The sequence below is a fragment of the Bradyrhizobium betae genome (genome assembly GCF_004123905.1).
Taxonomy (GTDB): Bacteria; Pseudomonadota; Alphaproteobacteria; order Rhizobiales; family Xanthobacteraceae; genus Bradyrhizobium; species Bradyrhizobium betae_A.
On the sequence record NZ_MZXW01000016.1, the window covers coordinates 1,022,641 to 1,048,956 of the forward strand.

Below are 26,316 nucleotides of genomic sequence, written 5' to 3' on the forward strand. Positions count from 1 at the left end.
CTGTGGTGCCCGGGCCACAACGACACCGTAAAATCCCGGGGTAGTCACCCCACCATCCGGTCCCGCCCGCTCCAGAAGCCTGCGCGCAGCACCTTCTTGTCGACCTTGCCGACGCCGGTCATCGGCAGCTGCTTGACGAACTGGATCTGCTTCGGCGCATGTGCCGAGCCCTTTCGCGTCCTCACCAAGTTGATCAGCTCGTCCGGATTGGGCTTGGCGCCCTCGCGCGGCGCGACGATGGCGGTGACGGCTTCGCCCCATTTCTCGTCGGGGATGCCGACGACGGCGACCATCGCAACATCCGCATGCTGCGACAGCACATCCTCCACCTCGCGCGGAAAGATGTTGAAGCCGCCGGTGACGATCATGTCCTTCTTGCGGTCGAGGATGAACATGTAGCCGCGCTCGTCCTTGCGCGCGATGTCGCCGGTGTGGACCCAGCCGTTCTTCAACGTCTCGGCGGTGATATCAGGCCGCTTCCAGTATTCTGCCATCACATGCGGCGCGCGCACGCAGATCTCGCCGGCGTCGCCCGTCTTCACCTCCTGGTCGTTGTCGTCGAGGATTTTGACCTCGCAGGCCGCGATCGGGAAGCCGCAGGACAGGAACAGCTCCGGCGTTTTGGGATCGTGGTCCGCCTTGCGCAGCACCGAGACCGGATAGCATTCGGTCTGGCCGTAGAGCTGTGAAAAGACCGGACCGATGCGTTCGATGCCCTCGACCAGCCGGCTCGGCGACATCGCCGACGCCCCGTAGAGCACGAGTTCGAGCGAGGAGAGATCGGTCCTGCTGAGCGCGGGATGATCGAGCAGCACGTAGATCATGGTCGGCACGAACAGCGTGAAATTGATGCGCTCGCGCGCGATCGTCGCCAGCACGGCTTCCGGATCAAAGCCCTTCAGCATGTGCACGGTGCCGCCGCGCATCAGGGTCGGCAGCACCTTCGTGCCCGCGACATGGCTGATCGGGGCGACGGCGAGAAAGCGCGCGGCGTCGGGAATCTCGAAGTCGGCGAGGATCGCGGCAGGGGCTCCGGCATTTTCGCGATGATAGCGCAGCGCGCCTTTGGATTTGCCGGTCGTGCCGCCGGTGTAATTCAGCGTGGAGAGATCGTCAGGGCCGGCGAGGCACAGCGGGCTGGCGTGGCCTTCGATCTCGATGGCCTGCAACAGATCGACGCCATAGTCGGCCGGTCCCATGGTGAAAACTGCTTTGAGCCACGGTGCCTTTGCGGCGAGTTCGCCGCCGCGATCGCGGAAGGCGGCGGCATCGACCACCAGCATTTCGGCTTCGGAATCCTCGAGCTGGAAGAGCTGGTCTGCCTGCGATCCCAGTGGATGCAGCCAGGTGACGCAGAGCCGCGACAGTTGCGCGGCGACACCGGCGCACCAGGTGTCAGCGCGGTTCGCGGTGAGGAAGGCGACGCGCGCGCCGGGCTGCAATCCCAGCCGCATGAAGACGCCCTGGATACGTCCGATCAGGTCGATGGTGCCCTGATAGCTCAGCGATCCCCCCGGGCCAGGCGAAAGCCGTGCGGCCGGGATAGCGCGACAGTGCCCGTAGCGTCTGCGCGCAAGTCGGGGACGATGCGTGGAGCGGATCGGACATATGTTTCCTCGTTGCTTTGTCACCGGCTTCTGGCGTGCCAATGTTTGCCCTGACGCTAGCACAGGGACTGCGGGATGGAACGACAAAGCCCGATCGAGGGAGGCATGTGTGACGACAGATCGACTGCAACGTTTCCGTGATCGTCTCGCGCTGCCGCTGATCGCTGCGCCAATGTTTCTGGTGTCGGGCGTCGAACTCATGGTCGCGGCATGCGGAAGCGGCGTGATCGGCAGTTTCCCCACCGCGAATTGCCGGAGCACGGGACAGCTCGACGAATGGTTCGCGGAGATCGAAACGCGGCTGCGGCGGCACGAAGATCAGGCTGGCCGCAAGGCAGCGCCGCTCTGTCCGAACCTGATCGTGCACCGCTCCAATGCGCGGCTCGAGCAGGATCTCGCCGTGCTGCTGCGGCACAAGCCTGAAATCGTCATCACCTCGGTCGGCTCGCCCGCGGCAGTGTTGAAGCCGCTGCATGATGCCGGTGCGCTGGTGCTGGCGGACGTCGCCTCGATCCGCCACGCCGAGCGTGCCGCGGAAGCAGGAGCCGATGGGCTCGTGCTGCTCACGGCGGGTGCGGGCGGGCAGACCGGCTGGCTCAACCCATTCGCCTTCGTCCGCGCGGTGCGCGCGTTCTACGACGGCATCATCGTGCTCGCGGGCGGCATCAGCGATGGCCGCGCGCTGCATGCGGCCGAAGTGCTCGGCTGCGATCTCGGCTACATGGGCACGAAGTTCATTGCGACGCACGAGAGCATGGCGGATGACCGCTACAAGCGGATGCTGGTCGACAGCAGCGCCGACGACATCCTGCTGACCACCGCGTTCACGGGGCTTCAGACCAGCATGCTGAAGCCGTCGATCATCGCGGCGGGGCTCGATCCCGACGATCTGCCGGCGCGCGGGGCGATCGACATCGCTGGGGATATCGACGTCGCCGCGCGCGAGAAGCGGCCAAAACGCTGGCGCGATATCTGGAGCGGCGGGCATTCGACATCGGGTGTGACCGATGTGCTCGGGGTGGAGGATCTCGTTGCCCGAACGGCCGCCGAGTACCGCAAGGGGAGCGCTCTGCGCCCTCAGCACGGTTAATCCCGCATAGCTCCACGACCCCTCACTTAACGGCAGATTAACCAACCCCAGCCAAGAATCCCCCTCACGGCCGCCGACACGGACCGAGAGGGACAGGCGATGGACTTCGATTTTCTCAATGCCAAGACGGCAGCGTCGCTGGACGAAATCCGCGTGCGCGTGGCCCACGCGCTCGCCCGCCATCCGCTGTGCCGCAACGTGCGCTTCGACATCGTCAGCGTCCCGCGCACCCGCCGGGGCGGCAACTGGACGGTGACGCTGCAGTCGGTCGAGACGCGCGCGGTCTGGGAGGCCTCGGAGATCGTCGCCGATATCCAGGACGCCTACGATCTGGCGGTAGCCGCCTGATTTTGCTGGAGTTTTCGGCGCTGTCGCTGCAGTCCGCGCGATTGCCGCCGCGATGGCACGGTTAAGCCTTATTTACCGCCCAGTTTCCGGGCAGTGATCACGTGGACTTGAAGTTGGGCGCGGAGAGACGTTTGTCCAAAGCCATCACCATCGTCGTGTTGACCTGTTTCCTCGTCCTCGGCGCCGCCACCACCGCTATTCTCGGCCGTGACAGCGTGCCCAGCGTCAGTGCCGATATGATCTCCGAAGCCACCCCAGCGAAGCCGCTCGCGACCAACCGCGCCGCCAAGGCCGACCGCCTGGTTCCGACGCTGGCACTGGCTTCGGCCGCGATCGATCCGGTGCAGGTGCCCGCCGACAGCCTTTCGCAGGCGCCGGTGCTGACCGAGCCGCTGCGTCAGGCCTTTGCCGCCGCGACGTCTGCCGATTTCCCGATGCCCAAGACTAGCGTGAATGAGGCGCCCGTCGCGGCGCAAGCTCCCGCCGTCGAAGTCCCGGCCAAGCCGAAGATCGTCGCCAAGCCGCAGCCCCAGAAATCCTATTCCCTGCTGTCCGACGTTCAGATCTCAGGCATCAAGGATCGCCTGAAGCTGTCGTCGTCGCAGGAATATTACTGGCCCTCGGTGGAGAGCGCGCTGCGCAACGTTGCCCGCAAGCTCCAGGCGAACAAGCTGTCAAATCCGAACGCACCGCCCGGCTCGCAGATCGATCCGAATTGCGACGAGGTGCAGCAGCTGAAGTCGGCCGCGATGCCGCTGTTGTTCCAGCTGCGTGACGATCAGAAGGAAGAAGTGCGCAAGCTCGCCCGCCTCATCGGGCTGGAAAAGGTCGCGCAGCAGATCTGACCCACAAGTTCCTCCGGGAACTGCGCTCGCATCAGGAACATCCGGCAATCGACAAGCGTTGCCCGCTCCGAAAAGGGAGTGGACCAATGCGCGCCTCGACAGCCTATTTCGTCGGCGCCGGAACGATCGTCGCAGCCATCGCGATCGGTCTCGGCGGCGGCATCGTTGCCGGCAACATCATGAATCCGGTTGCGCCCAAGCAGGGCCCGGACACCGGCAAGATGGCACAGCGCGCTGAAGCCGCCACCGCGCCGGCCCAGACCAATGCGCCCTCGGAGCGCGTGCAATATCTCACCGGCTCGCAAGCCTTCGGCATGGTCGTCGCGGCCCCCGCGCAGGCGCAGGGCGAAGCCAGGCCTGAGGCAAAGGCCGATGCACAGGCCACCCAAGCGAACGCTGAACCGCCAACGCCACCGCCCTCGCAGGCCGCCGCTGTCGAGCCGCCGAAGCCCGCCCCCCCATCGCCACCACAACAAGCAAAACCCATCGAGCAGCAGGCTTCGACAGAGCCGTCGCCGTCACCCGACAATGCTTATGCCAAGGCGAGGGATTCCGACGTGAAGCGTGCAGCGCCCGAACGGCGCCGGATGGATCGTCGTGAGCGGTGGGCCGAGCGTCATCGCTACGATTCCCGTGATCCGCGTGACATGCGTGATCGGACCGATTGGGACGACGTTGCGCGGAACGTGCGCGAAGATTCCGAGACGCGCAATTATGCAGGCCGTCCGCGTGGCGGCTTTCCGCAAATCAGGCTGTTCGGCCCGGACGACGACTAGCGCCTAGCCCAGGATCGCGGTCGCCGCGGATTCGGCGATGAGGATCGTCGGCGTCTGGATGTTGCCGGAAATCATGATCGGGATCACTGAAGCGTCGGCGACATGCAAGCCGTCGATGCCGCGTACCTGCAAGCGTTGCGGATCGACGACGGCCAGATCGCCCGTGCCCATCCGGCAGGTCGAGGCCGCGTGGTAGAGCGTGGTGCAATGGCCGCGTATGTAGTCGGCGATCTCGGCATCACTCACCGCCTCCGCGCTCGGCGTGATCTCGCCCTCGATCAACTCCTTCAGAGGCGATTGCGCGGCGATGCGGCGGTTGATGCGCACGCCCTCGATCATGGTCGCGATGTCGCTGCCGCTCGCATCCGACGCGAAATAGCCGGGGTCGATGGCGGGATGCTCGATCGGATCGGCCGAGCGCAGCGCGATCCGGCCGCGACTGTTCGGCCGCTGCAAGGTCGCATGCAGCGTGATGCCGGATTTCGACGACAGGAAGCGGGCATAGTCGCGGTGCGGGCTGATTGCGCCATAGAGCTGGAGGTCCGGCTCAACGCCGGGGCGGCTCCTCACATGCGCGCCGGCCGTGACCCAGGGCGAGGTGCGCGGACCGCTGCGGCTGGTCTCCCACTCGGCAAGGCTTGCGGCGAGACTCTCCTCGGTCCAGGCGCCGACGCCGATCTTTTCCTTCGTATAGAAGGTGATGGGGATGTTGATGTGGTCCTGCAGATTTTTGCCGACGCCGGGCAGATCGTGCGCGACATTGACGCCGATCGCGTTCAATTCGTCGGCCGGCCCGACGCCGGAAAGCAAGAGCTGCTGCGCCGAGCCGATGGCGCCGGAGGCAAGCACCACCTCGCTCGTGGCGAAGGCGCTCTTCGGCTGCCCGTTCTCGAGATATTCGACGCCGATCGCGCGGCCGCGCTCGATGATGATGCGGGTGACGCGCACGCCAGTCTTCAGCGTGAGATTGGCGCGCGTCAGCGCCGGGCGCAAATAAGCCTTGCCGGTGCCGAAACGCTCGCCGTCCTTGATGACGAACTGGAAGAAGCCCGCGCCCTCCTGGGTGGCGCCGTTGAAATCGGGATTGTGCGGCAGCCCGGCAGCCTGCGCCGCCTCCAGCCATTTAAGCTCATTCGGGTCGATATGGGGTACGTCGGCGACGTGCAGCGGGCCGCTGGTGCCGTGCAAGGGATCGTCGGTGAAGCGCGCATTGTTTTCGAATGCGATGAATTTCGGCAGCACGTCGCACCAAGCCCAGCCGGCGCATCCCGCCTTCTCCCAGCCGTCGTAATCGGAGGGCAGTCCGCGGATATAGATCATCGCATTGATCGCGCCGGAGCCGCCGATCATCTTGCCGCGCGGCCAGAAGATCCGCCGGCCGCGGCAGCCGGCTTGCGGCTCGGTGTAGTAGCCCCAGTCGACCGCCGTGTTGAACATCGTCGGCCAATCCGACGGAATGTCGGAAGCAAGCGGTGCGGCCCGGCCCGCCTCCAGCACCAGCACCTTGCGGTGCAGATCGGCCGACAGCCGGTTGGCCAGCACACAGCCGGCCGAGCCGGCGCCCACGATGATCGTGTCGTACATTGAAGAGCACTCCGCGCAGAAACTTGTGCTGCGGAGCGCTTGCAAGATTTGTGCTTTGGAGCGGATCCCGTCATTCCGGGCTCGCGCCGTTGGCGCGCCCCGGAATGACAGCTGGATCAGCCCCCGTGCGACTCCACGACCTTGCGGCAGGCGTCCGAGAGTTTTGACTTGTTGTCGCGCAGGCAGGCGTTCATCTGCGGCGGCTTGCCGATGTGTTCGGCGCAGAATTTGCCGGCGTCGCTGCGACAGGCCATCTGTTCCTGCGGCGTCGGACCGGATTGCGCTGCGGCGGGCAGGGCGGTGGCGGCGAGCAGCAGCGCGGCAAGAACCGAAATCTTCATAAAGCACCTCTCTGGGATTGTCGGTGATCCCGGTTGGGATCAGGCGGGCCGGACCATCTCGCGAGGCCTGGTGCCGGTCCATGCCATGTTCATGGCATCGGTTCGCGCTTCTCGCCGCTGCACCCCCATCTTCATGGCATGTATCCGCGCGCCGTCTTTTGCCATTCAGGCTGCACGTCGGCTGCGAAACCCGGTGATTGCACCGGGACGCCGAACGGGAAGCAGGAGAGCAAGATGTCGAAAAAAGCGGGAGCGCTGAGCGCCGGGCTGACGATCATGGTGCTGGCGGGTGCGGCGATGGTGTCGCTGGGCACGAGCCCGGCACAGGCGGTGGTCTATTGCAAGACGGTCGGCGTGCCCAGGGGCTGCGTGGTGCGGCCGACCGGGGCAGTGGTGGTTGCGCCGGCCGCCGCTGTGGCGGTGGCGACGCCCGGCGTCGGGGCGCCCGGTGTTGGCGTGCGGGCCGGTACGCCGATGAATCGCGGCGGTCCGGTCAACCGTGTCGGCGTGCGCTGACGATTTCGTTTGATTGAGTCGATTGCATCGCTTCGGGCGAAGGAATCCTGCGGACGAACCCCCCGTCCTCCGCATGAGAATAATCCGGCCCGTTCCCTCTCTCCGCGCGTCCCACACGTTCGGGGAGGGGGCTTTTCAGCCCGCGGCCGCGTCGCTGTCGGGAAAGACCTGCGGCAATTGCAGCCGCACGCGCGTGCCCGAGGAATCCGAGTTCAGCTCGAACGTAACCCCGCAGCGCGCGGCGCGGCTTCTCATGTTGCGCAGGCCACGCGCGGTCTGGCTCGTGCCCTCGCCGGCGAGCGCAAATCCCTTGCCGTCGTCCGCAATGCTGATCACGCCATACGGCCCCTCGCCTCCATCGAGCGTCTCGATGGTGACCGCGACGTTGCGGGCCTGCGCGTGCTTGACGGCATTGGTCACGGCCTCGTCGAGGATGCGCACGATCTGGATCACATGCCAGGGCCGCAGCTCCGGATGCAGCGGTAGCCCCTGCGGCGTCGCCACGCGCCAGTCGAGCGCGATGTCGTGCGGCCGCAATTGCATCGCCGCGCGCTCGCGCCAGGACCCGAGTGCGAGCATGAGGTCACCGCCGATATCGTCCATGGAATCGATGACGAGACGGAGATCCTTCAGCGCCGCGCGGGCGGCGTCCGTGATGGTCGCGCCTTCGTGGCCACGCTCGGAGAGCGCGACGATGCTGACGAGCTGGCCGCCGAGGCCGTCATGCAGGTCACGCATCAGCCGCGTACGCTCGTTGGCGAGCGCGGCGGCCCGCGCGCGCTCCTCCTCGCGGGCAAAGCTCGCCTTTAGCCGCTCCTCGGCCTCGCGTACGCGCGTCACGAGCTGGCTTGCAAAGCCGTCGACCTGGTTCAGTGCGCGGGCGAAGCGCCAGGTCAGCCCGGCGCCGATCGCGACCAGCATCGCCGAATAGGACAGCCGCGACACGAAGATGCGTTCGTTGGACATGATCTCGAAAACCGAGAGCATGTCGTGGATCCAGCAGATCAGCACGATGGTCACGGCGCAGCCGAGCGTGAAGCTTGCTGCATCCAGCCGCCGCACCACCTGCGCCGCCGTGATCCCGGCCATCACCAGCAGGCAGATGCCGACCATGGGAATTCCAAGGACCAGAAAAAGAATGCGTGGCAGCGGCGGGCCGCCCAGCAGTCCCGCCACGAACACCACGACACCCGGCAGGAACAGCAGCGTGCCGTAGCGCGGCCAGCTCCGACCGAAGAACAGCAGGGCAAATACGACGATCAGGGCGCTCTCGATCGGAGCCGACGCCAGCAGCACCGCGGCGAGCCGCGACGTGGTGACCGGCGGCACCGGCGGCGGCACGAAAGCTTGCACCACGCCGAGCACCATCGCCACCGCCAGCACGCCATAGACCGGCTCGTGGCGCCGCATCAGCCACATGATCGCGAGGATGACGGCGAGGATCGACTGCCACGCCGAGAACACCACGGGCAGCGTGACGAACAGCAGCGTGCGCGTCTCGAAGGCCGGGCGGAGGGCCGCATCCGGCCCGACATAGACGGTATCGAGAAAGCCCTTCAGCGGACCCCAGACGAACAGCCGGACCGAGATCTCGTTGCTGCCGTCATGCAGAAGCGAGGCGGGGACAGCTGCGATCTGCGGCGTGTTGCGATCGGGCCGGTTGGCGTTGGAATCGCGCCGGGAGTCGAGCACGACGATGCCGTTGACGGCGACCTCCACCGCATTGCTGAAGCGCGGCAGGTATACGGACCATCCAGCACCGCTGTTTCTGAAAGTGAAGGCGCCGGTGTAGAGCGGAGGATTGGCGAGCGAATAGCGCGACGAGGTGAAATGCGGTAGCGTGACGGGATGGGCTGCGCCGTCCTCCCGCAGAGAAATTCCGCCTAACGCAAAGTCTTCGGGGTCGCTCGGCTGAAGCAGCCGCAGCCCGAGGATGGTGGCGAGCGCGATCAAGACCTGGAGCAGCAGATACGGCGCGAGGCGTGAAGCAATCAGCCGGCGTCGCGGGCGTATGGTCGCCTTCGCCGCGATCTCGTTCACAGCTTGATCAGGCCTTGTTGCACCGCCTCGAACACCGCTTCGCCGCGGGTATGGACCTCGAGCTTGCGATAGATGTTCTTGATGTGGCCGGGCACGGTCTGCCTGGACAGGCCGAGATGGCTCGCGATCTCGGCATAGCTGAAACCTTTTGCGATGCCCCAGAGGATGTCGATCTCGCGCGGGGTGAGTTTTGCGGTGTTGAGCACGGGGCCAGGGGGCGGCTCGGCCGAAGTCTGCGCGGCACCTTGCGTTCTGCGCACGATGAAGCGGGCGATCGAGGCCGAGATCGGCGAATGGCCGGCGACCAGATCGCGCACAGTGGTGGCGATATCGGTGGGGAACGCGTCCTTGAGGAGATAGCCGGTGGCGCCGACCGTGATCGCCGAGATCACGCTCTCCTCGTCGCCGAGCGCCGAGATCACCATGATCTCGGTGTCGGGACAACGCTGCCTCATCTCGCGGATCAGCTCGATGCCGTGGCCGTCAGGAAGCCTGAGATCCGTGAGCAGCACGCGCGGCGCGCCACTGTTCAGGGCCTGACGCGCCTCGCCAAGCGTACCGGCGCTGCGCACCTCGTAGCCGGCCTTGACCAGCGCATCCTGGAGACGCCAGCAGGTCGGTGCGTCGTCCTCGACGAGGAGGATGGTGATGGCTTCACCCGTCTCGCCCTGTTCACTCATGATCATCGTCCCGCACCGCGTGTCCCCCGCGGCGCGAGGCCAAGTTTAACCGCAGGGCGAACGTCGTGACACCCATAATCATGGGGGCATCGACCGTCCGGCAGATGCTATGGCCTGCGGTGCCGGGCTAGGCTCTGGATCGTCCTCGACATGCCCTACAGAACGTCAACCCGCGGCGGCGGATAACGCCGCGCCAGCGCTGACAGCGGCAGATGCCGCTCGCCATCCGGCAATTCGAGAAAGGCCAGCACGAGCGGCCGCTTCCAGTCGCCGATGCCGAAATCCATCGCCGTCCATTTCTGCGGCTCGGGACCTTCGAGGCCCCGGACCCAGACGAAATAGCGGGGGAGGTCGGCACCCGCGTCCGTCGTGCGTCTCCTGGCCATCAAAGCTGCTCACTGCATCCATACGCTTTGGTGGAGGATATAGGTATGAGCTCGCCGAAGTCGAACTCTCAGCTGCCGGTCCGTAAGGCTGGACCGGGCGGTTAATGCGCAGGCCTGAAGATATGAACGAAGCCACGATCGATAGCTGGGGTGACGCCTCGGAAGTCATGAAAAAGCTGATCGGCTCATGGTCCCTCGACCGGGTCATCGAGGGCCAGGCTACGATGCAGGGTATCGCGATCTTCGCGCCACTGGACAGGGGGCAGTTGGCCTATCGCGAGCAGGGGTATCTGAAGCTTGCGAACGGCACCATTATGCAGGCCGAACGCGAATATGTCTTCACCAACAGCGACGAAGGCTTCAACGTCTTCTTCAAGGAAGATCCGCCGCGGCTCTTTCACGAGGTCTCACTGTCCGTATCTTCCGGAGGAGAGCTGAGCGGACGTGCGCGCCATCTTTGCAGGCGCGACGAATATCAGTCGGCCTACATGTTCCTGCCGGATGGCACGTTCGTCGTTCGTCATGTGGCGTCGGGTCCAGGCAAGGACTACACGATGAACACGACCTACACGCGTTTCTCGTGATCAAGCCGGGGCGACGGTCGTGCTGCCTTTCACCACCAAAGTTCGCTTTCCGCCACGCGGTTGATATCTTGGAGACGCCGGCTGGAATCGCCATGAAGGTCGATGCTCTCAACCAGCGTCAGCAGGCGGTGATAGGCGCCGTCGGCGATTTCGACCGGCAGCGGGGCCTCGTCAAAGGCCTCGACATAGCTGCCGACGAGACCGCTGAGCAGACGGCACAGGCCACGCTGGGCGGGATCGTCCCGGCCGAGCGTCTCGAGCTTTTGCTGGAATGTCCGGAAGGTGCGCAGGCCGTGGTGCTGTTGCGAAAGCCACGCGTGCAGGTCGTTCATGTGAGCTCCTTCGAGTTACGGAAGAAGCTACCGGTTTATACAGTGGAGATGTGATGATTGGAAGGGGAGGGGGACCGAGCTTTGCTGCGATAGTCCGCCTTCGCCAAGGCTCCGGCGGGACAGCCTTCGCAGCTTCGCATGGACGGAGTTGCGCCTGGCTCGCCCAGCCATAGCTGCGAAGCAGCGAAGGCTGGTGCCCCTGGCCGGCAATCGTCTAATATTACAACCATTTGAATTTATAAAAGTTTTTGCTACCGATTGCGGCCAATACCAACACAAATACCAACAAGATGACGCGGGGTATTTGCTCGCAAAAAATAATACAGCAAGCCGTTCTGGTCTCTCCACATCGCCCCGACCGAAATCGAACCCGGCTCTGACCCGAATCCTGGCGGGGTCGACCTGACACGATATCGCCAGGTCAAGGCAGGGCCTTAGCATGCGAATCCATGTGCTCCGCGGCACCGAGCAGACACTTACCTTGTGTGGACGACTTCGGGGGGCGACGCGGTTGCATCTGGCGCGAGACCGATCCTGAAAGCACTGATCGCGCGCCGATCCGCGATCTGCTGGACGGCCAATGACGATGGCGTGTCAATTTCCGTGAACGCGCTGCAAGGCGACGCGGACCATGGGCTACGATACTGGCCCGGTATGACCACTGCGCGCACGGCTCGACCATCTGGAATTTTCAAAGGGAATCAGGACACGAGACTCGCGGCGCCGCTCGCATATCCTGGATCAGGATTCTGATACGACCCATGGCACTGGCCTGTGCCTGTATTCAGTCGCCCCGTTTGAATTCGGCAGTTGCCTGGAACTCGGTTGGGCTGTGCAGGCTTGTCCCCCATGCCGAGATACTTCTTTCACGTCCACAACGTTGAACCCAGTATCGACACCCAGGGCGAAGAATTGCCGGACGACGAGGCAGCGTGGCGCGAGGCAACGAGCTACGCGGGCGCGCTTTTCAAAGACATCGATGGAAGGTTTCGCCCTGGCCAGGAGTGGTCTCTGGAGGTCGTGAACGAAACGAGGAAGCCGATCTTCTTTATCCATGTTGGATCCAGGAGAATGAAGTAGTGGCCGCCTCAACACGCCGGGCGCGGCCTGTTCCCCGCTCCAGCCGCTTAGTTCCGAGATAATTATTGCCTGAACTGATTTCGTTGTCTCCGTATCGCCTCCCAGTCAAAATGGATGTGGCTGTTCGGCGAGGGCGGATGGTCAAATTTGCTCAGCCTCGATCTGCCACACGTGTTAACAAAACTCGTCACCGCGAGGTCCTAGGTATTTATCGGTGATGAGAACGCCACCAGGCGCTCCACCTCCTTCCTTTGGACTGGAGCCAGCGCCATGCAGCAACGATACCGCATCAAGCAAACGACGTCCCCCGAAGAACGCCTTGCGTATGAAGCTTTTCGCCTGCGCGATGAGGCCAGATCGCTGCCACCAGGAATTGAGCGCGAACGATTGATCCGCAAAGCCCGGCAAGCGGAGACTGGCTCGCACATTAGCGAATGGCTGCGGTCGCCGGGTCTGCGAGCTCCAACATGATGGGACGACGTCCAGCTCGCGTGCGTATCAGTGTGAAGAGAATAGTCGATTTTCGCACGAAATGGGCAAACAAGAGTGACAGGGCGATCACCGCCACTCTGAATCACTACTGGAGCAAGCTCAACCCGAGCCCTAGCGCTGTAAAGAAGAACAGCGATAAGCCCCACAGCTAGTCGTGACGCCAGGACATGCAAGGCGCCTCCGTTGGCGGCCTCTTCATGTCCATTCGGACGGGACTCGCAAGCATCGCCGAACAAGCGGCTCAACCTCACCGACACCGCACGAAACCGGGAGACGTCTTGTCCTCGCAACATGCAGCCGGGAGAGGTCCGGCGACCACAGGTGTCCTAGCCCGTCATTGGGTGCGAGCGACCCCACCGCACCACCAGAATTCACCACATGCTTCCGAATGGGCTCGTCAGGTCTTTGTCGCCGTCTTGCCAATCTCCGTCTCGATGCCGGTGGCGCAAGCCTTGGCGAATGAGTAGTCCATGTTTGTGGACGCCACACTCTTCACAAATTCGCCAACGACGTTTTCCCGGGAATAAGGGCCGGTCGCCTTGAACTTCGCGAGAGCGCCGTCCGCGGCTGTAAACTGAGCGACGCACAGCGGTACCAGAACGGACATCCGGCCGCTGGTCTCCGCCGAGGCGCGCATGACTCTAGCTGAATCCCCGGTGACCCAACCGCCCCAGGCAAATCCAATCGCCATGGTCGCCACCGCGCCGAAAACGATTCCTTGAAGGAAGCGGGTCCGCGCTTCGCCTTGTGATATTGCCTTTCGTGAGCGCATGAGTGCACCGGCGCCGCTGACGCACGTTGGTAAAATCCAGTTTTATGATTGCGCCTTCCGATGGCACGTGAGCTGCTATTACGGCGATGCGCAACGACTTCGGAAGTCGCTGCTTCCTGGGCAGCTTCAAGGTCAGCATCTGCCAACCTCTAGCCAAACCTTATGTCTTCAGATTGACCGTGGAAATGACGTTCCGCGCGACTGCACATTCAGGCCGCGCGACGAGCCTTCTTGGCTTCGTGCTAGTCAGACGAACTGCTTTGCCAGAGCGTCACGGCTACGACCAGTTGAGAGTAATTGGCGCGTCTGAACTCTTCATCCCAACGGATAAGATCGTACGCGATCTTGTCCGGCGTATAGGCACGGAAGTTGAAGCCAGCAGAGAGATGCCGCGCGGCGGCACCATCCAGGGCTTCCTTGGTGATATCCGTCATACGGCGCCCTTCTGCAAAACCGGTTTCGCTGCCGAACGCGCATCCGTTCAAGGCCAGCCTCCTTGTTCGGACAACGCTGCACTTCGTAGCAGGCAATAGCCAGTGAAATCGGGCTCGCGAGATTAAATCGAAGGTCTGTCCGCTCCCTGCGAGGTCGAGAAAGTTGTAGCTATTGCAGCTCCGGAGGTGCACGCTGTCTTTCGGGCAGAGTTGATATCAAGCGGTCGATCTGTCAGACGCGCTGCCGTCGCAATGGTCCGGAAGGCAACTGCTCTCCGTCGCTCCCTCGCCGTGTTTGAGACCAGCGCAAGGAGCTGTGCAATGAGCAGGCGGTCGTGGCAGGAGTTCACTGGAACCCTAAGCGGCCGCGCTAATTAGCTCGAGACGGGAGCAAAAATGGCCAGATTCCCGCCTCTCATGCCCGCGGCATCGCCGTTACCGCCCTCCAATCAAATGATGTCAGAGATGTCCAGGTCAAAAGCAGTTCCGCAGAAGTCGTCAGCGGCGACAGGTGAGCAAGGCCGGGCGGTTAGGCTGACGCGTGAGCTTCTCGATCAGGTTGACGCTTGGGCACTCAGGCAGAAGCGAAGGCCCAACCGATCAGAAGCGATACAGCTGCTGGTGAAGACGGCGCTGGACGGCCTGCGTGATCGGTCTATCCGCCAAGCTCCGAAGTCGAAGCATGAGAGCTCTCGGATCCGAGCAAAGGAGCTGGCCTCTGACGCAATCGACGGGATGGGCGATGCGGATGCGACATCTGAAGACAGGGCAAGCCGGAAGGGGAAGCTAATGAAGGGCCCCGAAGAATTCCGCAACGTGCGGCGGGACAGATCGAACGGTTGAGGCCTTGTCAATGTGGGCCTCGCCGGGGTTTCTACCCGTTGGTCCTCTGCAAAGACGTGCACGAGGTGGTCCTCAGATGGGGGGTCAAAACGATACTGAGGACAGGACGACGGGCCGCATCAGCGTCGGAGTCCTCCGGGCAAACGACGACGCCGGTAGGTTCGGGCTAATATGTGATCAATTTTGTGGAGCGCTCCATGAATCGGTATTTCTTTGACATCCAAAGTGGGCGCGATTTCTTTGCAGACGAAGAAGGTCTCCCCTTCCCAATCTGAAAGCCGCCGAAGTCGAAGCAATGCAGACCTTGACTGGAATCGCCAAGGAATCCGTCTTCCTAAGCCAACGGCCGGATTTGGCCGTAGAAGTGCGCTCGGGCACTGAACGGCTGTTCTGCGTTTCGATAGTCTATCGGAACTCGAGCACCAAGCATTGAAGCGAGCAGAGGTGTTCGCTGGATCTGGTCTCGCGTCATCTAGTTGGGGGTGGCTTTGAGCAATTCCACTGAGCGGCCAAAATATGAACGCCTGGCTGACTTCATTCGAAAGAACCAGGCTCCGATCGTGAAGGAATGGACGGAGTTCGCTCGAACTCTATCACCGGCCAGCGACCGGATGACGAAGTTGGCTCTGGAAGATCATATCGTCGATCTTCTCGGGTTCGTGGCGGACGACCTCGAAGCCGCACAAACCCCGCGGGAGCAATTTGATAAATCGCGAGGCGACGGCGCGAATGATAGCACCTTTTCTCAAAGCGCGGCTGAACTCCATGCCGCTCTGCGTCTGGCCGACGGCTTTGACATCGATCAGATGGTGTCGGAATACAGGGCGCTTCGCGCAAGCGTCGTCAAGCAGTGGGTTGCTCGCCATCGGAGCCTTGCGGACACCGATATCGAGGACTTGACGCGGTTCAACGAAGCGATCGATCAGGCCGTGACGGAGTCGGTGGCCCACTATACCAAGACGATAAATGAGTCGCGTAACCTGTTTCTGGGCGTCCTCGGCCACGACCTGCGCAATCCTCTCGGCGCCGTTTCAATGGGCGCTCAGTGGATGGAGCGATCTGGGACAACCGACGCAAAGCAGGCCAGGGTAGTTTCCGAGATCAGGCTGGCGGCCGGGCGGGCGACACAAATTCTGAACGATCTGCTCGATCTCACCCGCTCGTCCTTCGGCACTCAAATCCCCGTCACAAAGACCAACAACGACGTTGCGGCTTTGTGCCAGGAAATCGCGGATGAGTTTCGCGCCGTCAACCCAGATCGGAAACTTGAGGTCACGAAGGAGGGCGATCCGTTGGTTTCCTGCGACCCCGCCCGCCTTGGACAGGTGCTGTCCAACCTGATGGGCAACGCAGTCCATTATGGCGACGCAGCGTCGCCCATCACGGTGACTGTCGCAGGTAACGATCCCGATGCTATGGCCATCGACGTGCACAATCTCGGAACCTCGATCCCGCTTGATGCGCAAAAATCAATCTTCCAATCCTGGACGCGAGGCCAGGAAGTCGGTGACCCGTCGGAGCACAGTACCCACCTTGGCCTTGGCCTCCACATCGCGAAATTGATCGTCGAAGCCCATGGCGGCGAGATCTCTGTGGTATCCAACGAACAAACGGGCACGCGCTTTTCAATCCGACTGCCGCGCAAATGACCAGTCATGCTTCCTTATGGAAAGGGCTTGCGGCGTCGACGCGCTAACCTCGCGGCGATGATCGGGCAAGGCCGCTGGACGCACATTGCCGAGCGAGGCGAGTTCTGCGGTCATTCGGCGGAAGTCGTGGCGGCGCACGGCGAAACCTCTCGCTAACCGTTAGCCGCATTGGGTCCGCCAGAAAGACTGATCAGAAAAGAAGCGGCCATTCGGAACGCCGGCTGCTGCGATGGCTTAAAGGCGTGACTGCGGGATATCCCGGCCGGTGACGTCTCCTGCATTAGAAAGGACTAATATGCCAGAGCAAAGCTCTCCTCGTGGCAGTTGCGTCTTGGTCGTCGAGGATGAACCAATGCTCCTCTTGATGGCGAACGACCTCGTCGAGGATGCGGGACTGCATCCGCTGCTTGCCGGCAATGCCGATGAGGCCATCAGAATACTCGAAGCCCGACAGGATGTCTGCGTTGTCTTCACAGATGTCAGGATGCCTGGTTCGATGGACGGCGTTGGGCTCGCGGAAGCCGTTCGCGAAAGATGGCCACCGATCAGGCTCCTGATCGTCTCGGGCCATCTCGTCAAAGGTTCTGAGCTGCCCGATGGGGCAAGGTTCTTCCACAAGCCGTACCCGTCGGAGGCGATCATCTCGGCGCTCCGAGAGCTTGCTGCCTGACCGTGAAGAGCGTTGCTTGTCCGGCGCAACAGGTTGCTGAAGGGGCCTTTGTAGCGATCCGACGGCCATCCGCTCGCGCGGTTTGTACTCGCTTCGGGCATTTTTGCGGGCGTTGAGCGCTGGTCCCAGCAACTGTCACGAACTGATCAGTATTGACCAGCGCGTCGGACAGTAAATTGCTACTGTCGATGCATCACCGCGCGGCCCTCGGCATCTGTCGGTGACGAGAACGCTGTCGCGCTCCCGCCTTCCCTGGGAAAAGGAGCACGCTATGCAGCGACGCCGTCTCAAGCAGACCACCGCCTTTGAAGAACGCCTTGCCGAACACGGGCTAGCCCTTCGTCAAAAGGCAAAATCGCTCCCGCCAGGTATCGAGCGGGAACACACAATCCGCAAAGCTCGGCAGGCGGAGACCGGGGCCCAAATCAGCGAATGGCTGTCCACACCCGGATTACCGGCCCCGGAATGAAGGAACGGGAGGGCATCCGGGACGTTCCGCCATTATGACCGCAGAAAGCAGCCTGATATTTGGCGGGATCCTGCTGGCGAGCGCTCGCGCTTGCGCACGATATTTGCCGTTCAGTCCCGGTCGTTCGCCTCTTCCTTAGTCACAGGGGGCGTGTGGCCAAGTTCAATTTTTTCAGCCAGTTGGGCACGCTCCTTGTCCGCCGGCTGGTCTTCTCCGCGTACGCGCATGATGCCGTGGTCTGATGTTTTGGTCATGGTGACCTCCTGCTGGACCAAGCCTAGCTTAGCCACAACGTTCCAAATAGGGGGATTGCCCCGACGCCGCGGGTGGGACGGTCGCATTTGGTTGCTTCCGCAATTGGCCGTCGCCGTTATGACGCTCTGAACCGTCGCCTCAGCCACTTCCACTTCAGCTCAATCCATCGCAACATGGCGAGGAGAGGCTTTTGCAGGATCGGCATGTCCTGCGCGATGAGAAGAAGCCCAAGGGGGAGCATCCAGAGGCCGAAGAGGGGCAAGAAGCTGAAGACGCCCCCGAGAATTAATATCCCCGCGACAATGACACGGATCCAGAATTTGGATGGCCCTCGCAGCCAGCGAATGAAAGTCCCCACTTTCGTGGGCACTCGACGCTCGATCAATGCGAAGTATCTGTTCAGCCCCACTATGCCGGAAACCATGCCAATTCCGATTCGCGCGAGTGTTAAAGCACCGCATCACAAAAATGCTGCTTGGGGAGCCAAACCGACTGGGGGCGGAGTGTTCCTTCGTCCTAGTTGCGCACAGAGGAAAAGTGCGGCGAGGTCGCTTGGACATGCAGAACCCAGTGAGGTGCTTTCTCAACTCGGTGCCCTCGCTTGAGGCGGGGGGACGACACGTCACAGGCATCGAGAGATGCCCATCAAACAAAAGCCGCCGGGCGTTACACCGAACGGCTTTTCTTCGCGGCTCCCAGTCTCCTGGTTCTGCCGCCAGATTCAAACCGCCTTCTCACCCTTTGTTCCCTTCGAGAGTGCGGCTGTCAGCAGCATCGGCGGACGGCGCGTGTGCTTGACCCGCAAGGGGCCACTGCCAGCTCCCCTTGTGTTTGCAATGACGCGGGCTCTCCCTCACCACGGCCACTTGCGGAGTGAACAAGCAATAGCCATATGACAATTATCGAGTTTCGGCCGAACGACTTGGCCTTGCCGCTTGAAGCGCGCCTGACTGACGACCTCCCTCCAGATCTCGCTTAGCTTGCTGCGCGCTCGAGCGCGGCTCCGAACATCTATCCCAAAGGAAGATCACCCATGAATACGGGAACTGTGAAGTGGTTTAACGGCCAAAAAGGCTTCGGCTTCATTCAACCAGACCAAGGAAGCCAAGACGTCTTCGTTCATATCAGCGCGGTTGAACGCGCCGGCATGAGCGGTCTCGATGAAGGACAAAAGGTGTCCTTCGACGTCGTTGCTGACCGCCGGACCGGCAAGTCCGCAGCAGAGAATCTGCGCGTCGCGTAAGCGCGCATAGGATGCCATGCTGCTTTGACCACGGATGTACTGGCAGGGCCCCTGGCTTCGCAACCCGCGACCGGTTTAACGGCCGCGGGTTTGTTTTTAGAACGCAAGGAAGATGGCGCTTCGCGCTATGCCGGTTTCCTTCCGCTCTCGTCGCCGTCGAAATCCAGCTTGAACGAAAAGTGGCAATTTCCGCCGGCGTCCCCATATAAAATGAATGACAAACTGGCAAAAATCGACAACGCGGCAACCGCACAAGACGAAGGCTGAACTCCGTCAGATGCTGACAGATGCGGTTCGTAATACCGGAGCGGACTTGCGACCAAAGCCCGTCGTAAGACGTGAGGGCAATGGGCAGCGGCTTGCGCCGATTAGGCTTGGATAGTCATCGTAGACCGATGGCTCTAATTTCGGCTGGCGCAGCCAACTGTTTTTCCTGAATTGTGATTCCGAGCAACGGCTCGCGGTGAGCGGCAGCGTGGCGCCTGCGTTAGATAGTTCGCTGTGTCCAGCGGCCGTCTTCGATTGCGCCCCCACTGCATGTCTCCGAGTGCGCCGGCTTTCGCTCCGTAGCGAAGGCAACTCGTCACCGTTTGCTCGACGATGCGGCTCTTTGCCGAGCGAGGCCCTTTCCGCTCCTGATGAGCATCCTCGGAGAGTTGATTTCTCAGCCCAATAAGGTTCGGGCCCTTGTCACGGCGTCATAAATTTCGATCCGGAGCATCGGGTAGGTCGATTTAAGTGCGCGACCCGACGACTCGGCGGCTTCCGCGGTATCAAACCTTGACTTGAAGTGCCCGTCGACAACGATCGCAAATCCTTCCATCGGCAGTCTATCAGCGCGTGGTGCTCTCGGCTCGGGCTCTTCAGATGAGTGAACAGGCATTTTCATATGAACTCCCATTGTGCAGCGAAAGCGTGGCAGGCGGCTCCTCAAAGACCGACCGCATGCCAGCAAAAGAACCTATCGCGGCATTAGGCGCTGGCAGCCAAGTTGTGTCTCGGAGCGCAGGCAGAGGCGGGACGAGCTTGCCCTCGCCACGTTCTGACAGGAACAACTCTCCCATCGTGGGATTGTCATATTGGTCTATGGCGCGATAGCTGACCCCTCAGCTTGCGCCATCCACCCGGGATGGCTCATCGTCGGACGCGCGTCTTGCGATGAGCCGGTTCTCGGAAGGGTGCCTGAGTTGGTCTTTCAGGTTCATTCCGCGAGCGCTACGAAGAGGGCAAAGTCGCGGGCCTATTCGGCGGGCTTCTCTTTGTGCCGAGACGGAGCGCCCCGATTTTCGTCAGTCTGCTCCGCGTCACCGGGCGTTTTTCCCGCCATATTTCCCGGATTGTAGTGGTACTTACCTTTCGGATTTTCACCGGGCTGCTTCTCATCCGGGTTTTTGTTGTTTGCCATCGATCCAGTCGCTTTCTCGGTAAGAGTAACAATGTTGAACAAGACCAACGTCGACATGTTCCATGCCATCATTTCTTGCCTTCAGCGCTGGGCTGGTCAGTCGGAGTATTCTTGAACCGGCGAGAGCGACAACGAGGCGCTCTAAGTTGCGTTTGGAACGAAGACTCGGCGACGACCGTTGAGGATGAGCCTGCAACATTTCTCAATTTGCCTGAGTCATCGTGCATGCCACCTGAGGTACTGCACATGGCATCCCCGCGAACACGCTCCCTCTCGCTCCGGTCCGACTACACCACGGCCTTGCGGCGACATCCCGCGCTTATGGCATTTGCTGGGGCGGCTTCGCTTCTCGGCGCCATAGCGATCGTAAATGGGCTAGTCGCCAAGAAAGCGGAACGCGATAACCCGCCTCGTGGGCAGTTCCTGGAGATCGATGGCGTCCGACTGCACTACGTGGAACGTGGCAATGGGCGTCCGCTTGTGCTCCTGCACGGCAACGGCAGCATGATCCAGGATTTTGAATCAAGCGGCCTGATCGATCTCGCGGCCAACAGGTTTCGGGTGATCGTATTCGACCGCCCCGGATTTGGACACAGCTCGCGGCCACGAAACGTGATCTGGACCCCGGAAGCACAGGCAGACCTGTTCAGAAAGGCGCTTGATCGTCTGAGCGTTCAGCGGGCGATCGTGCTTGGACATTCATGGGGTGCGGCGGTCGCTCTTGCGTTGGCGACAAGACATTCGTCATTTGTCGAAGCCTTGGTGCTGGCGTCGGGATACTATTTTCCAACCGTTCGTGCTGACGCGGCGGCATCTTCGATGTCAGCGATACCCGGCATCGGCGATGCCATCAGTCACACCATCTCGCCGATCGTCAGCCGCCTCTTGTGGCCTTCCATGTTGCGCAAGATGTTCGGTCCGCGGCCAGTCCCTGACAAGTTCGTCGGCTTCCCCAAGGAGTTGGCGTTGCGACCGTCACAGATGCGTGCCAGCGCGGCGGAGGCAACGTTGATGATCCCCGCCGCATTCGCCTCGTCCAAGACCTATGACCAACTTAGGATGCCCATCATCATCATCGCCGGCGATGAGGATCGCCTCATCGACATCAACAAACAATCGGTCAGACTTCACGGCGAAGTCACTCACAGCAAGCTGCACCGCGTCGCTGGGGCAGGGCACATGATACAACAGTCTGCCACGGCTCGGTTGCTGGCGGCCGTCGATGAAGCCGCTGCCGAGACCGAGATTGGCGGGAATGCGCCGCATCGGTTCGCGAGCGCCTAGGAACGCTCCGGCGGGGCCACGTGTTCTCCTTATTCTTCAGTTGGCGAAGAGGCCCGCCGCGGCCGAACCGTCCAGCCGGACCGACTGCTTATCCGGCTAGAGGCTCCTGCAGCCGCATCGCGCCCTTCCGACCGGTGCGAAGCTGACTCAGCGGGTTGGGGCAGGCCCCTGGATCGGGATGGAGAAAAGCGTCGTGGTCTCGCTGTCAAAGTTGCCGCATGAGCCCCCCTGGTCCCCAGGGCAGAATGTCGGCGTACCGGAACCGGCTGCCTCGCCACCGCAGGCGGCCGACGATATCGAAATGCCGCTGCCGTCCAGCCCGCAGACATTCTTTCTCGGTAGCCTGCTAACACTGGCCGTGCTCGCAGCCATCCATGTGGCAAGCTCGATCATATTGCCCGTGGTGCTCGCCTTCGTGCTGCAACTCATTCTGCACCCCGTCGTGCATCTGCTCGAGCGTATAGGTCTTCCGCGTGCCATAGGAGCACTCTTGGCGATCCTGGTGGTCGTCGGAGCGCTCGTGGGCTTCGTGGCAGCCTTGTCGCTACCGGCAGCGTCTTGGGCGGAGAAATTGCCGGAGGGCCTGCCTCGCCTCGAAACTCATCTGGTCGTTCTAAAGCGCCCGATCGAAGCGCTGCAGAAAGTCATCCAGCAGGCCGAGCACGTCGCTGACGCTCCCGAGAAAAAGGGAGCCACGGTTTCGGTCCGCAGCGATCTCGGCCTGACCGGCGCGCTCTTCGCTGGAACGCGGGCTGTCATCGACGGCCTGTTTACCACGGTTCTGGTGCTCTACTTTCTCCTGGTCGCAGGCGACGTTTTTCTGCGACGTATCGTCGAGGTCCTCCCAAGTTTTCGCGACAAGAGGCAGGCGGTGGACATCTCCCAGCAGATCGAAGCGGACATATCTGCCTATCTGCTCACAATCACTACCATGAACGCTGCGGTGGGAGCTGCAACGGCGGTTGCGATGTATTTCTGCGGGCTTGGAGACCCCTTGTTGTGGGGAGCCGCGGCCTTCCTGCTCAACTACGTTCCAATTCTGGGCCCACTGTTAGGCACCGTCATCTTCCTCCTGGCCGGAATGTTGAGCTTCGACAGCTTGTGGTGGGCCTTGCTGCCGCCGGCCCTCTACTTCTGCATCCACCTCGCCGAAGGCGAAACCCTGACACCCATGTTGCTTGCCCGACGCTTCACGCTGAACCCGGTGCTGGTCATCCTGTCGCTGGTGTTCTGGTTCTGGATGTGGGGCGTGCCTGGCGCGATCCTGGCTGTTCCAATGCTGGCCATCCTCAAGATCGTCAGCGATCGCGTGCGTCCGCTAAGAGCTTTGGGGCACGTCCTCGAAGGCTAGTCCGGTGTCGCTTTTGGGAGAAGATTGAGGACCGCGCCATCGGAAGGCGGCCATTGCAGCATGCAGGTTACGCCAGCGGCATTGAGAAACTAAAGCGGGTCTCCGCGGGTGTCGATGCGACGGTCAATGCGCCCCCATGCGCCTTTGCGATCTGAGAGGCGATGTACAGCCCAAGTCCAAGCCCTTGCTTGCTCGCTCGGGCCTTGCCGCGGAAGAACGGTTCGAACAGCTTGTCCATCACCGTTTGCGGAATAGCCTCACCGGCATTGGCGACCCAGAGCTCGAACAATCCATTTCGCGTCTCGGCGTGAACGGCGATGGGCTTGTGGGCCGTGCCATGCGTCACGGCGTTGCCGAGCAGGTTGGAAAGGAGCTGGCCGATGCGGATGCGATCGCAGTTTACCGGCCCGTCGACAGCAAACTCGAATTCGATGACGCGACCGGGCGAAGCCAGCCTCAGTTCGTCGATCACCTGGGCAAGGACGGGCTCCAGCGGTCCGTTCGCATCGTATTCCAGGGTAATGCCGCCGCCCAGACGACCGCGTGCAAAGTCGAGGACGTTGTCGATCATCGAGGCCATGCGCATGACCGTCGTCTGCATCATGGCGACGATCTGCTGCTCCTTCTCATTCTGCACGGCACGGCCGAGAAGTCTCGCGCCGGCGCTGATGGAGGCGAGAGGATTGCGAAGATCGTGACCAAGTACGGCGATGAACTGTTCCCGCAGTTCGGAGGTTTCGTGCTCGAGCAGCAGCACTTCTTGCGTCGCCCTTTCGGCAGCAATGGCCAATTCTCGGCCGGCGAGGAGCTCCTGTTCGTAGCGCCGTCGGTCGGTCGCCTTGATCAACGCCAGACGGATCAGCAGCAGCTTTCCATCCGCATCGCGGCGCTCGTTCGCGTTGGCGATCATGTGGAGCGGCTCACCGGCAGCGGTCACCATGTCGATAGCGAATTCGTTGAAGAAGCCCTGCATCCGCAGCAGCGGCGCGATATGAGTTTCGTAGTAGATGCGGCCTGGCATGGTCAGGAAATCGGTGAAACGCTTGCCGACCATCTGGTCTGCCGGGTGCCCGCTCCACGCCAGCAAGGTCGCGTTGACATGCTCAATGCGGCCGTTCGGGTGCAGGGTGACGTACCCGCACGGGGCGTTGTTGACCATGTCCTCGAAGTCTGGACCGGAGACGCTCACGAGACGAAGGCTCGAATCGCCGCGATGACCTCGTCGGGCGCACTGAGGTTCGGGCAATGCCCGGTCGCGTTCAGGACGATCATTCGACCGCCGGGGATACTACGGGCAACGAACTCGCCGACCTCCTGGGAGGCGATGATGTCTTCGCTGCATTGGAGGACGAGGGTCGGAACGGAGACCTCCGCGAGATCCTTACGGTTGTCGGAGGTGAAAGTCACTCGGGCGAACGCTTTGGCAATATCGGGATCCGTGCGGCAGAAGCTATTCGTGAGCTCCTGACCGAGATCCGGCCGGTCGGAATTGCCCATGATCATAGGTGCCATCTGCGCCGACCAACCCATGTGGTTGGATTCGAGAAATTCGAGCAATTCATCGATCTGCTTGGCACTGAACCCGCCGACATATCCTTCGTCGTCGATGTAGCGGGCTGAAGGGCCGATGAGCACGAGCTTGCCGAACGTGCCTGGCGCTTGTCGCGCGGCCAGCACGCCGATCATGCTGCTGACGGAATGTCCGACGAAGACGGAATCCTTCAAACCAAGTTCGGTGCCGATTTCGACCACGTCGTCGGCGTAACCCGACAAGGTCGAATACTTGGCCCTCTCGTAGGCCGACAGATCGGATCCGCCGGCGCCGACGTGGTCGAACACAACGGTCATGAAGTCCTTTTCGAACGCCGGAGCCACGAACCGCCACATGTTCTGATCGCACCCGAAGCCGTGGGCGAAGACCATCGCCCTGTCGCCCGCGCCACGAACCTGGACGTTATTCCGTTCGATTACATTTGCCATCCGACCCCTTTGAATCATGCATCATTCTTGCAAGCTTTCCGCAGTTGCCGGGGCGCAATCCGGTTTGCGAGCCCTAGAGGGGAAACGGACCTGTTTGGACGTTCGAGTTCTCAGCGGGATACCCCGGTGCGCTCCCGGGATCAGAAAGGCCATGAGGAACGTGTCTTGCCTTGCAATGTTTGACTTTGCTGGCTGGAGACAGCCGGTTCACCGCTTGCGTCTGGCAAGGCTTCGCAAGGAAGATGCGATTTGCCGCCGCTGATTCCGGTCAGGTCCCGGCGGGAGCGTCCGAGCAAACCGGAGCATCTGATGGCGCAATTGAACAAGTTGCGAGATGCTGTAGCCGATTTGTTTGTCTGTTCGCTTGCGCAGAAGTGACCGCATGACATCAACCATGGATAGGCGGCGTGCTGGCTCTCCTTCACTGAAGAGCTACGGAAGCCATAATGGAACCTGGCTTGATGCCCCCGCTGGTCAATATTGCTCAACTTGCAAGTAATTGTCCTGAACCCATCTAGGACAGCCGGGAGCGTACGCTTCGGTCACAGCGTTCAGGATCCTAGGTCAGCCTGTGAAATGCCGGCGGCAGTGTCTCTCGAACCAGTTCACTTAGATTCAAAGTCTCGCCACTTTCGGCGATGTCAGAGAACAGAACCTCGACGAAGGGATGTTGCCGGTTGAACGCGATACCTCGCTCGTATTTCGCGCGCACAATCCGTTGCAGTGCGGGCAGGTTCAGTCTTCCGAGCGCGTTGTATTGACCTCGGAAAAGACTTTGGCGTCCTCCGCGATGCTCGACAGATTCCGCCCAGATGTCCATCACTTTCCGACTCATGAACGCCTCGACCTGTTTGTTGCCGTCCCGCGCAATGAGCCGGAGCCCGTCCATGGTGTGCGGTCCGTCATCGATCCGAAGTTGCGCAAGTGACATGGCATCCTCCTATTGTCGACCACTGTTCATATCTGCAGCTGGCGCCACTCTCCTGCCGGCTGGCACGATCAGAGACACAGTATAGGATATGGGTATGGGAGGGTCGAATAACGAGGGATGCAAAGCAGACTCAGTAAAGAGTCGTGTCGCTGCTGCCTTCTACAATAATCCCGTCAACCTCTCCATGGTGAGCTATATTGACCAGCGCGTCGCGCCGCCGGGCTTCTATGCTCCACCTTAAGATCGTGCCGCGCACAGGGCCAGCGCCTCCTCGTCTGAGATGACCGAAAACGCCCGCTGATGGGCGCACAGTGAGCCGCGCCGCTTGG

Annotated in this window: 27 protein-coding genes and 1 pseudogene; 14 read left to right on the top strand and 14 right to left on the bottom strand. The window is 61.8% G+C overall.

The genetic code is table 11. From position 1 onward, the window contains the following. Positions 1–44 precede the first annotated feature (44 nt). Positions 45–1,608 (bottom strand): annotated as a pseudogene (locus B5V03_RS15100) (AMP-binding protein). 108 nt (positions 1,609–1,716) lie between these two features. Between B5V03_RS15100 and B5V03_RS15105 the strand changes: the two are divergent. The 4 genes from B5V03_RS15105 (at position 1,717) to B5V03_RS15120 (ending at position 4,666) form a co-directional block, all read left to right on the top strand. Then, entirely contained in the window at positions 1,717–2,697 is a 981-nt protein-coding gene (locus tag B5V03_RS15105; RefSeq protein ID WP_164988011.1) for an NAD(P)H-dependent flavin oxidoreductase, read from the top strand. 99 nt (positions 2,698–2,796) lie between these two features. Continuing rightward, a complete protein-coding gene (locus tag B5V03_RS15110; RefSeq protein ID WP_129271067.1) occupies positions 2,797–3,045 on the top strand; it encodes a hypothetical protein in 249 nt (82 codons plus the stop codon). A 131-nt stretch (positions 3,046–3,176) separates the two neighbouring features. Next, complete coding sequence (locus B5V03_RS15115) at positions 3,177–3,890, top strand: hypothetical protein (RefSeq protein ID WP_164988012.1); 714 nt, start codon at positions 3,177–3,179, stop codon at positions 3,888–3,890. An 86-nt stretch (positions 3,891–3,976) separates the two neighbouring features. Next, entirely contained in the window at positions 3,977–4,666 is a 690-nt protein-coding gene (locus tag B5V03_RS15120) for a hypothetical protein (RefSeq protein WP_129271068.1), read from the top strand. A 3-nt stretch (positions 4,667–4,669) separates the two neighbouring features. Here B5V03_RS15120 and B5V03_RS15125 read toward each other — a convergent pair whose 3' ends face one another. Both B5V03_RS15125 and B5V03_RS15130 read right to left on the bottom strand, forming a co-directional pair. Next, a complete protein-coding gene (locus B5V03_RS15125; RefSeq protein WP_129271069.1) occupies positions 4,670–6,250 on the bottom strand; it encodes a GMC family oxidoreductase in 1,581 nt (526 codons plus the stop codon). A 116-nt stretch (positions 6,251–6,366) separates the two neighbouring features. Further along, the gene (locus tag B5V03_RS15130) at positions 6,367–6,591 is read right to left on the bottom strand and encodes a cysteine rich repeat-containing protein (protein WP_129271070.1); all 225 of its coding nucleotides are present in this window, start codon (positions 6,589–6,591) and stop codon (positions 6,367–6,369) included. Positions 6,592–6,825: 234 nt separating this feature from the next. On the opposite strand from B5V03_RS15130, the gene B5V03_RS15135 reads away from it, so the two are divergent. Then, complete coding sequence (locus B5V03_RS15135) at positions 6,826–7,107, top strand: hypothetical protein (protein WP_129271071.1); 282 nt, start codon at positions 6,826–6,828, stop codon at positions 7,105–7,107. A 135-nt stretch (positions 7,108–7,242) separates the two neighbouring features. Here the strand turns inward: B5V03_RS15135 and B5V03_RS15140 are convergent, their stop codons facing one another. The 3 genes from B5V03_RS15140 to B5V03_RS15150 form a co-directional block, all read right to left on the bottom strand. Further along, complete coding sequence (locus tag B5V03_RS15140; RefSeq protein ID WP_129271072.1) at positions 7,243–9,147, bottom strand: sensor histidine kinase; 1,905 nt, start codon at positions 9,145–9,147, stop codon at positions 7,243–7,245. Then, entirely contained in the window at positions 9,144–9,827 is a 684-nt protein-coding gene (locus B5V03_RS15145; protein WP_164988013.1) for a response regulator, read from the bottom strand. Before B5V03_RS15145 ends, B5V03_RS15140 begins: the two co-directional genes overlap by 4 nt. A 155-nt stretch (positions 9,828–9,982) precedes the next feature. Next, on the bottom strand, positions 9,983–10,213 hold the full coding sequence (locus tag B5V03_RS15150; protein ID WP_129271074.1) for a hypothetical protein: 231 nt from the start codon (positions 10,211–10,213) through the stop codon (positions 9,983–9,985). Positions 10,214–10,335: 122 nt separating this feature from the next. Here B5V03_RS15150 and B5V03_RS15155 point away from each other — a divergent pair, with 122 nt between their 5' ends. Further along, positions 10,336–10,797 (top strand): DUF6314 family protein, encoded by a 462-nt coding sequence (locus B5V03_RS15155; protein ID WP_129271075.1) that lies wholly within the window; start codon positions 10,336–10,338, stop codon positions 10,795–10,797. A 29-nt stretch (positions 10,798–10,826) separates the two neighbouring features. Here B5V03_RS15155 and B5V03_RS15160 read toward each other — a convergent pair whose 3' ends face one another. Next, positions 10,827–11,129 (bottom strand): hypothetical protein, encoded by a 303-nt coding sequence (locus tag B5V03_RS15160; RefSeq protein WP_129271076.1) that lies wholly within the window; start codon positions 11,127–11,129, stop codon positions 10,827–10,829. An 849-nt stretch (positions 11,130–11,978) separates the two neighbouring features. Here B5V03_RS15160 and B5V03_RS43030 point away from each other — a divergent pair. Beyond that, positions 11,979–12,209 (top strand): DUF6894 family protein, encoded by a 231-nt coding sequence (locus B5V03_RS43030; RefSeq protein ID WP_433995334.1) that lies wholly within the window; start codon positions 11,979–11,981, stop codon positions 12,207–12,209. A gap of 889 nt (positions 12,210–13,098) precedes the next feature. On the opposite strand, the gene B5V03_RS15170 is transcribed toward B5V03_RS43030, so the two are convergent. Both B5V03_RS15170 and B5V03_RS15175 read right to left on the bottom strand, forming a co-directional pair. After that, positions 13,099–13,473 (bottom strand): hypothetical protein, encoded by a 375-nt coding sequence (locus B5V03_RS15170; protein WP_129271078.1) that lies wholly within the window; start codon positions 13,471–13,473, stop codon positions 13,099–13,101. 242 nt (positions 13,474–13,715) lie between these two features. Then, positions 13,716–13,958, bottom strand: a complete 243-nt coding sequence (locus tag B5V03_RS15175) for a hypothetical protein (RefSeq protein ID WP_245502222.1) — start codon at positions 13,956–13,958, stop codon at positions 13,716–13,718. A 1,274-nt stretch (positions 13,959–15,232) separates the two neighbouring features. Between B5V03_RS15175 and B5V03_RS15190 the strand changes: the two genes are divergently transcribed. The 3 genes from B5V03_RS15190 (at position 15,233) to B5V03_RS42305 (ending at position 17,538) form a co-directional block, all read left to right on the top strand. Then, complete coding sequence (locus B5V03_RS15190) at positions 15,233–16,399, top strand: ATP-binding protein (protein ID WP_433995335.1); 1,167 nt, start codon at positions 15,233–15,235, stop codon at positions 16,397–16,399. 295 nt (positions 16,400–16,694) lie between these two features. Then, positions 16,695–17,069, top strand: coding sequence for a response regulator (locus B5V03_RS15195; protein ID WP_028149233.1), 375 nt, complete (start codon positions 16,695–16,697; stop codon positions 17,067–17,069). A gap of 271 nt (positions 17,070–17,340) precedes the next feature. Beyond that, a complete protein-coding gene (locus tag B5V03_RS42305; RefSeq protein ID WP_129271080.1) occupies positions 17,341–17,538 on the top strand; it encodes a hypothetical protein in 198 nt (65 codons plus the stop codon). Between the two features lie 110 nt (positions 17,539–17,648). Here B5V03_RS42305 and B5V03_RS15205 read toward each other — a convergent pair whose 3' ends face one another. Next, positions 17,649–17,792, bottom strand: a complete 144-nt coding sequence (locus B5V03_RS15205) for a hypothetical protein (RefSeq protein ID WP_245502223.1) — start codon at positions 17,790–17,792, stop codon at positions 17,649–17,651. A 1,034-nt stretch (positions 17,793–18,826) separates the two neighbouring features. Here B5V03_RS15205 and B5V03_RS15215 point away from each other — a divergent pair. Beyond that, on the top strand, positions 18,827–19,036 hold the full coding sequence (locus tag B5V03_RS15215) for a cold-shock protein (RefSeq protein ID WP_014493181.1): 210 nt from the start codon (positions 18,827–18,829) through the stop codon (positions 19,034–19,036). A gap of 24 nt (positions 19,037–19,060) precedes the next feature. Then, the gene (locus B5V03_RS15220) at positions 19,061–19,303 is read left to right on the top strand and encodes a hypothetical protein (protein ID WP_129271083.1); all 243 of its coding nucleotides are present in this window, start codon (positions 19,061–19,063) and stop codon (positions 19,301–19,303) included. A 973-nt stretch (positions 19,304–20,276) separates the two neighbouring features. Here B5V03_RS15220 and B5V03_RS15230 read toward each other — a convergent pair. Further along, a complete protein-coding gene (locus tag B5V03_RS15230; RefSeq protein ID WP_164987917.1) occupies positions 20,277–20,513 on the bottom strand; it encodes a hypothetical protein in 237 nt (78 codons plus the stop codon). Positions 20,514–20,687: 174 nt separating this feature from the next. Here B5V03_RS15230 and B5V03_RS15235 point away from each other — a divergent pair, with 174 nt between their 5' ends. Beyond that, positions 20,688–21,725, top strand: coding sequence for an alpha/beta fold hydrolase (locus B5V03_RS15235; protein ID WP_129271086.1), 1,038 nt, complete (start codon positions 20,688–20,690; stop codon positions 21,723–21,725). 178 nt (positions 21,726–21,903) lie between these two features. Then, a complete protein-coding gene (locus tag B5V03_RS15240; protein WP_028140616.1) occupies positions 21,904–23,076 on the top strand; it encodes an AI-2E family transporter in 1,173 nt (390 codons plus the stop codon). Between the two features lie 67 nt (positions 23,077–23,143). On the opposite strand, the gene B5V03_RS15245 is transcribed toward B5V03_RS15240, so the two are convergent. From B5V03_RS15245 to B5V03_RS15255, 3 genes are all read right to left on the bottom strand, one after another. After that, complete coding sequence (locus B5V03_RS15245; RefSeq protein WP_129271087.1) at positions 23,144–24,265, bottom strand: PAS domain-containing sensor histidine kinase; 1,122 nt, start codon at positions 24,263–24,265, stop codon at positions 23,144–23,146. Next, the gene (locus tag B5V03_RS15250; RefSeq protein WP_129271088.1) at positions 24,262–25,056 is read right to left on the bottom strand and encodes an alpha/beta fold hydrolase; all 795 of its coding nucleotides are present in this window, start codon (positions 25,054–25,056) and stop codon (positions 24,262–24,264) included. The genes B5V03_RS15245 and B5V03_RS15250 overlap by 4 nt, the downstream gene beginning before the upstream one ends. A gap of 559 nt (positions 25,057–25,615) precedes the next feature. Beyond that, positions 25,616–25,987, bottom strand: a complete 372-nt coding sequence (locus B5V03_RS15255; RefSeq protein ID WP_129271089.1) for a signal transduction histidine kinase — start codon at positions 25,985–25,987, stop codon at positions 25,616–25,618. Positions 25,988–26,316: the final 329 nt, after the last annotated feature.